At 72.3% G+C, this 6,488-nt stretch carries 8 protein-coding genes; 1 reads left to right on the forward strand and 7 read right to left on the reverse strand.

The genetic code is table 11. The features are described from left to right. Positions 1-244 precede the first annotated feature (244 nt). The gene (locus NQ160_RS16150; RefSeq protein ID WP_257516190.1) at positions 245-778 is read left to right on the forward strand and encodes a hypothetical protein; all 534 of its coding nucleotides are present in this window, start codon (positions 245-247) and stop codon (positions 776-778) included. A gap of 4 nt (positions 779-782) precedes the next feature. Here the strand turns inward: NQ160_RS16150 and NQ160_RS16155 are convergent, their stop codons facing one another. From NQ160_RS16155 to NQ160_RS16185, 7 genes are all read right to left on the reverse strand, one after another. Further along, positions 783-2,285, reverse strand: a complete 1,503-nt coding sequence (locus tag NQ160_RS16155) for an ABC transporter permease (RefSeq protein WP_257516191.1) — start codon at positions 2,283-2,285, stop codon at positions 783-785. Further along, positions 2,282-3,082: an ABC transporter ATP-binding protein gene (locus tag NQ160_RS16160; protein ID WP_257516192.1), complete on the reverse strand. Its 801-nt coding sequence runs from the start codon at positions 3,080-3,082 to the stop codon at positions 2,282-2,284. Before NQ160_RS16160 ends, NQ160_RS16155 begins: the two co-directional genes overlap by 4 nt. A 92-nt stretch (positions 3,083-3,174) precedes the next feature. Continuing rightward, a complete protein-coding gene (locus tag NQ160_RS16165) occupies positions 3,175-3,951 on the reverse strand; it encodes an ABC transporter permease (protein ID WP_257516193.1) in 777 nt (258 codons plus the stop codon). Beyond that, complete coding sequence (locus tag NQ160_RS16170) at positions 3,948-4,847, reverse strand: ABC transporter ATP-binding protein (protein ID WP_257516194.1); 900 nt, start codon at positions 4,845-4,847, stop codon at positions 3,948-3,950. The genes NQ160_RS16165 and NQ160_RS16170 overlap by 4 nt, the downstream gene beginning before the upstream one ends. Further along, positions 4,844-5,140: a transcriptional regulator gene (locus tag NQ160_RS16175; protein WP_257516195.1), complete on the reverse strand. Its 297-nt coding sequence runs from the start codon at positions 5,138-5,140 to the stop codon at positions 4,844-4,846. The genes NQ160_RS16170 and NQ160_RS16175 overlap by 4 nt, the downstream gene beginning before the upstream one ends. After that, entirely contained in the window at positions 5,133-5,819 is a 687-nt protein-coding gene (locus NQ160_RS16180) for a hypothetical protein (RefSeq protein ID WP_257516196.1), read from the reverse strand. Before NQ160_RS16180 ends, NQ160_RS16175 begins: the two co-directional genes overlap by 8 nt. Positions 5,820-5,921: 102 nt before the next feature. Beyond that, positions 5,922-6,488, reverse strand: a 567-nt coding sequence (locus tag NQ160_RS16185) for a response regulator (protein ID WP_257516197.1), incomplete at its 5' end; no start/stop codon positions are given.

Genomic DNA, 6,488 nt, shown 5'->3' on the forward strand with positions numbered 1-6,488 from the left:
CGCCGTCGTTGCGCAGCAGCACGGCACCCTCGGCCGCGGCCTGGCGGGCCACGCGGGCGAGTTCGGGATCGAGCGTGGGATCGGTGTCCAGCAGCAGCGCCGAGATCTGGGCGACCGACTCGACGGGGGGCTGCGCGTGGGAGCGGTCGCCGGACTCGGTGGCGGGATTAGTGGGCATCGGTGTCCTCAGGATCGCATCGTGGCGTGGGAGCGCTCCCACAACGTCTGATGGAAGACTACCCGAATGCGCATCCTGTTGAAGCTGGTTCTGGACTGCGACGCCGACGCCGCCTGGCGGGCGCTGCACTCCCCCCGGGCTGTTGCCGAGCTCTACGGTCCGTTCCTCGAGATGACCCCGATGGATGCCGCGGGCCTGCCGACCCGGCTGGAGCCCGGAGCCGACGTGCCGGTGCAGCTGCGCACGGCCGGGGTCGGCCTCGGGCAGCAGCTCATCCACGTCAGCGACCGCCGCACCGAGGATTCCCGCGGCGAGGTGCGGATCCTGCGCGACAGCGGCATCCCCCTCACCGGACCCCTGTCGGCCCTGGATGTCTGGGACCACCAGATGGCCGTCTCGCCCGCACCCGGCGACCCCGACCGCACCCTGTGGCGCGAGCGCCTGGTGATCGGCGGGGCGGCCGCTCCCGCGCTCTGGCCGGTGCTCTGGAGCGTCTGGCAGTGGCGGGCGGCCCGCCTGCGCACGCTGGCGCGCACGTGGGCCTTCGACCCGCCCGCGGCCGAGGCTCCCGCCCCCGAGGCGGCCGCCCCCGAGGCCTGACGCCTTACTCCGCGAGGGCGGCGACCGGCGCCACGCGGGTGGCCAGGCGCGTGGGCACCACGGCGGCAACGAGCGTCAGCACCGCGGTCGCGGCCACCACCACGAGCACCGGCAGCAGCGGCACCGCAGGGGCGATGAATGTCGGCGCCGACCAGTCGGGCGGGATTCGCACCGAGCCCAGCAGCGACTGCGCACCCACCCATCCGTAGGCGATCCCGAGCACGAGCCCGAAAGCCAGCGCCGTCACCGTCACGTGCGCCGCCTCGAGCAGCACCATGCGCCGCACCTGGGCGGCGCTGAGGCCGAGGGCCCGCAGCAGCCCCAGCTCGCGCCGCCGCTGCACGACCCCGATGGTCAGCAGGTTCACCAGGCCCACCGCCGCGATCACGGCGCTCACTCCGACCAACGCCATCATCACCCCCGCGAACGAATCCATCATCCCCGCGAACATCGGGTCGACCTCGCCGCCGGCCGAGGCCGCCACCAGCACCTTCACGGATTCGGCCGCGACCGCGAACATCGTCACGAGGGCGACGCCCATCACGACCCCGATCGCCATGCGGCTGGACCGCTCCGGGTAGCGGAGCGCATTCTCGGCGGCGAGCCTCGCGGGCACGGAGCGCCCGAATGCGCGGGCGGTCAGCCGCAGGAGCGGCGGCATGACCACGGGTGCGGCGAGGGTCAGCCCGGTGAACGACAGCAGACCGCCGAAGAACGCGATCACGACGCCCAGCGGTGTGATGAACCCGGCGGCCACGCCCAGCGCGAGCAGCGCCATGCCGAGGCCCAGCAGGGCCAGCGCGACGGCGGTGCGGCCGCGCCGGCGTGCGACCTGCTCGCGCGTCGCCTCGACCGATCCGCCCAGCGCCTGCAGCGGCGTGACCGCGAGCACACGGCGGGACCCCGCCCACGCCGCCGCCCAGGTGGTCAGCGCCACCGCGAGCGTCGGCAGCAGCAGCACCGGCTGCGCGACGACGTAGCCGCTGTCGATGCCGACCAGCCGGTCCAGCACCGGCACTGCCGCGATGCACGCGCCCGTCCCGAGTGCGAGTCCGAGGAACGCGCCGAGCGCCCCGACGACGAGACCCTGCCCGGCCACTTCGGCACGCTGCGCGCGTGCCGAGGCGCCGATCAGCCGCATCAGCGCAATCGTGCGGGTGCGCCCCGCCACGATCGTCGCGAACGTGTTGGCGGTGACCATCGCGCCTACGTACACCGCCACCGCCACCAGCAGCACACTCAGAATGCCGATGACGATCGCCAGTGTCTCGGAGTCGCCGAAGTAGGGGTCTGACCGCAGCACCGCGGCGAGGTAGCCGGTGGCCGTCAGCAGTGCGACGCCGAACGCGGCCGAGATCGCCGCGACCAGCACAGTGGCGCCCATGCCCCGCTCGCGCAGCCAGGCCAGGCGACCGGATGCCGGCCTCGACGCGGCCCCGGAGCCGCGCCCCGCCGCGCGGTCGGCGACCCCGCCGCCCGCGCCGGGCTCGGCGACGACCGCGGTCATGCCCGCACCCCGGCATCCGCGTCGGCATCCGCACCGGCGCCGCCGAGCTCGGCGGCCAGCATGAAGGCCGAGATCTCCTCTGCGCTCTGCCGGGGCTTGTCGGCGACGATGCGGCCGTCCGCCAGGTGCAGCACGCGGTCGGCGTGGGAGGCTGCGACAGGGTCGTGCGTCACCATGGCGATCGACTGACCGTGCGAGCGGGCGGCCGTGGCCAGGAGCGCCAGCACCTCGCGGCCGCTGCGCGAGTCGAGGTTGCCGGTGGGCTCATCGGCGAAGACGAGGTCGGGCGCGGTGGCGAGCGCCCGCGCGATCGCCACGCGCTGCTGCTGACCGCCCGAGAGCTCGTGCGGGCGGTGGCCGAGGCGGGCCCCGAGCCCGAGCGTCTCGACGAGGCCGTCGATGCGTGCCCGCTCGATGGCGCTCGGCTTGCGGCCGTCGAGGTCGAAGGGCAGCAGGATGTTGCCGATGGCGTCGAGGGTGGGCACCAGGTTGAACGACTGGAAGACGAACCCGACGCGGCGACGGCGCAGCACCGTCAGCTCCAGGTCGCTGAGCCCGGTGATCTCGGTGTCGCCGATCCAGGCGCGGCCGGCGGTCGCGGCATCCAGCCCCGCCATGATGTGCATGAGCGTGGACTTGCCCGACCCGCTCGGCCCCATGATCGCGGTGAACTCGCCCCGGCGGATGCCGACGCTCACGCCGTCGAGGGCGCGCACCGCGGTTCCCCCCTGGCCGTAGGTCTTGGTGAGGCCCTGCACTCGGGCGGCGAGCCCCAGGTCTGTCGTGGTGATCTCCATGCCATCGACGCTACGGACGCACCCCCGGTTGCCGCGTCGGCCGCAAGACTGCCGCGGCGTACATCGCGAGGATGATCCACGCGGACCGGCGATCAGCGGAACCGTCGCCCTTCGTCACGGCGGAAGACGACCAGCGCCAACACGAGCAGCACAAGAGTCCACGCGATCGCACCGACAGCTGCCCACCAGGGCAGGTCTCCACCCTGCACCGCCCAGATCACGACCTCCCGCGCGTGGCGCGAGGGGAACCACATCGACAGCGAGTCCAGCCAGTCCGCGAACAGCACGGGCGGCAGGAACAGCCCGCCCCCGAAGGCGAAGCCGAACATCGCGATCTGCACCACCGCGATCGCAGCCTTCATCGGCATCGTGTAGCCGATCACGGTGCCGAGCAGCATGAACGGCAGCGCGGTGAGGGCGAGGGCGGCGAACCCGGCGAGAAGACGCACCGGCGACGCCGTCGCCGCGGTCGCGAGTGCGCCGACCACGATGACCGGGAGGATCGCGACCAGTCCCAGTGCACCCGTGGAGCAGATCTGCGCGAGCACGCGCGCCAGCCCGCTGGCGGGGAGGGTGCGCAGATACGGGTCCCAGGGCTTCTCGCGGTTCTCGGCGATGGTCAGCCCGAAGCTGAACAGCCCGTTGGTCATGACGGCGAACACCGACAGCGAGATCACCGCCTGCGTGGCCATCACCGGGTCGTCGGCGACCACGCGGTTGGGCACGACGAAGAACAGCAGCGCGAGGGCGGGGAACACGAGCGATCCGATCAGGGCGATCGGTATGCGGATGGTCTCGATGATCGAGTACTTCGCGTGCAGCGCGGTGATGCGCGCCAGTCCAGGCGGGCGCAGCGTGGTGTCCGTCATGATCGGGTCGCTCCATCGTCGGGTGAGGTCAAGGACAGGAACGCCTCTTCGAGGGTGGCACCACGGACGGTCAGGTCGTGGAATGGGGTGCCGCTGCGCACGAGCGCCCGCACGAAGCCGTCCGCGTCCGCTGTGGTGAAGACATGGGCGTCGTCGTCGTGGTCGTGATGCGCGGTGGGCTCCAGTGCCGCCACCGCGGCGGCATCGGTCGTCCGCAGCCGCACGCGGGCGCGCCCCACACGGCGCAGCACGGCGGACAGGACGTCGTCGGCGAGGATGCGCCCCTGCCCGACGACCACGACGCGCTCGGCGAGCGCCTCGATCTCCTCGAGGTAATGACTGGTCACGACGACCGTCACCCCCGCGGCGTGCTGGGCGCGGATCGCCTCCCACAGCGCCCGCCGGCCGTCGACGTCGAGCCCGGTGGTGGGCTCGTCCAACAGCACGAGGTCGGGCGCGCCGACGAAGGCGAGCGCGACACTGACCCGCCGCTTCTGCCCGCCGGACAGGGATCCCGTCTGCCGCCGCAGCAGGTCGGCGAGGCCGAACTGCTCGGCCAGCTGCGCGGTGGGCACCCGCTGGGCGAAGTGCCCGCCCACGAAGTCGATGACCTCACCCACCCGCAGCGCCTCCGGCAGGGCCGTCTCCTGAGGGGTGGAGCCGAGCCTCTGCCTGTGGCGCTGGTCGCGAGGGTCGCCACCGCGGAGCCTGACGGTTCCTGCCGTGGGCCGGCGGAGCCCTTGGAGCATTGCGAGGAGGGTGGACTTGCCGGCACCGTTCGGCCCGAGGAGCCCGACGATCTGACCGGGGTGGATGTCGAGGGTGACGTCGTCGACGGCGACCAGGTCGCCGTAGCGCCGCGTGACGCGGTCGAACGAGGCGAGGGGCGCGGTCATGACGGTGCTCCGAGGAGGGCGCGGAGGGCGTCGGTGTAGTCCTCGAAGGCGCGACGGCCTCGACGCGAGAGCGCCACATAGGTGACAGGAGTGCGACCCTTGTGGGTCTTCTCCATGACGACGTACTCGGCTTCTTCGAGCCTGCGCAGGTGCGTCGACAGGTTGCCCGCGGTCATCTCGAGCAGACCCTGCAGCCGAGGGAACGAGATCTGGTCGTCGGGCGTGAGGGTGGCCAGGGCCGCCATGATGCGCAGCCGCGCCTGGGCATGGATGACCGGATCGAGCTCATCCATTGCGCACCGCCCGCGTCACCCTGCGCCGCAGTCCGGCCAGGTGCACGAAGGATGCTGCGGAGAGGAGCAGCAGTCCTCCGCCGCCTGCCAGGGCGAGCACGAGGTAGTGGGTGGGAGCGCCGAAGAACGGGGCCGCCACACCGACGACGAGCATCCACACGCCGAGCAGCAGCATCGGCGCGGCCCGCCAGATGGCGGCGGAGAGCATGTACATCACCCCGCTGAAGATCACGAAGGCCGCCGGATAGTACAGACCCGCCAGCGCGCTGCTCATGCCGTTCGCGATCAGGCCCTGTCCGAGGCCGGCGACGGCCAGGCTGCCGATCATCCACGTCGCGCCATACGCCGCGCCCGTGAATGCGTCGCCGCTGGTGCCTCGAACGCCCCTGCCGGAGCGGATGCCGAGGACGGTCGACAGAGCGATGGCGGCGCCGAGCAGCGCGACGAAGATGGTCACCGCCACCGGCGCCGGGAGGGAGAAGGCCGGAGCGAGCCCGTCGATCAGCCACAGTGCGCCGAAGCCCGCGACCCACGCGACGCCCCACGCCCCGACGATCACCGGCACGAAGGCGGCCATCTGCGATTCGACGCTGCGCTGCTGGTCGTCCAGCAGGGCGAGCATCTCGGGCGCGGAGAGCGGCTGATCGTCGGCGGACGGTGGTCGAGCTGCAGTTGCCATGGATACTTTGTACCGCAAAGTTGTCTGTGTAGACAAGGACTTTGTGGCTCGATGGCAGGATCGCGAACACTGCGACCGCGGGCCGCACCGGCGCGAACGCGGTCAGGCCAGGCCGTGCTCGAACGCGAAGACCACCAGCTGCACGCGGTCCCGCAGGCCCAGCTTCGCGAGGATGCGACTGATGTGGGTCTTCACCGTCGCCTCGGAGAGGAACTCCCGACCGGCGATCTCGGCGTTGCTGAGCCCGCGGGCGGCGAGCGCGAAGATCTCCTTCTCGCGGTCGGTGAGAGAGGCGAATTGCGGCGGCACCGCGCGGGCGGGCTCGGCGAAATGCGTGAACAGCTGCTGGGTGGCGGCGGCGGCGATGACGGCGGAGCCGGCGTGCACTGTGCGGATGGCCGCGAGCAGGAACTCGGGGTCGGCATCCTTCAGCAGGAATCCGCTCGCCCCCTGCCGGATCGCGCGGGCGGCCGCCTCGTCGAGGTCGAAGGTCGTGAGCATCACGATGCGCGGCGGCGCCCCGTCGAAGACCGGATCGACCAGCAGCTGGGCGGTCGCCGTCAGCCCGTCCATCACCGGCATGCGGATGTCCATCAGCACGACGTCCGGACGCGTGCTGCGGATGACTCCCAGCGCCTCGCGCCCGTCGGACGCCTCGCCCACCACCTC

The sequence above is a fragment of the Microbacterium sp. zg.Y909 genome (assembly GCF_024626565.1).

Excerpts from the sequence above, each read along its gene's own strand:
- NQ160_RS16150 (WP_257516190.1), top strand. The coding sequence starts at position 245 with ATGCGCATCCTGTTGAAGCTGGTTCTGGACTGCGACGCCGACGCCGCC.
- NQ160_RS16155 (WP_257516191.1), bottom strand. The coding sequence starts at position 2,285 with ATGACCGCGGTCGTCGCCGAGCCCGGCGCGGGCGGCGGGGTCGCCGAC.
- NQ160_RS16160 (WP_257516192.1), bottom strand. The coding sequence starts at position 3,082 with ATGGAGATCACCACGACAGACCTGGGGCTCGCCGCCCGAGTGCAGGGC.
- NQ160_RS16165 (WP_257516193.1), bottom strand. The coding sequence starts at position 3,951 with ATGACGGACACCACGCTGCGCCCGCCTGGACTGGCGCGCATCACCGCG.
- NQ160_RS16170 (WP_257516194.1), bottom strand. The coding sequence starts at position 4,847 with ATGACCGCGCCCCTCGCCTCGTTCGACCGCGTCACGCGGCGCTACGGC.
- NQ160_RS16175 (WP_257516195.1), bottom strand. The coding sequence starts at position 5,140 with ATGGATGAGCTCGATCCGGTCATCCATGCCCAGGCGCGGCTGCGCATC.
- NQ160_RS16180 (WP_257516196.1), bottom strand. The coding sequence starts at position 5,819 with ATGGCAACTGCAGCTCGACCACCGTCCGCCGACGATCAGCCGCTCTCC.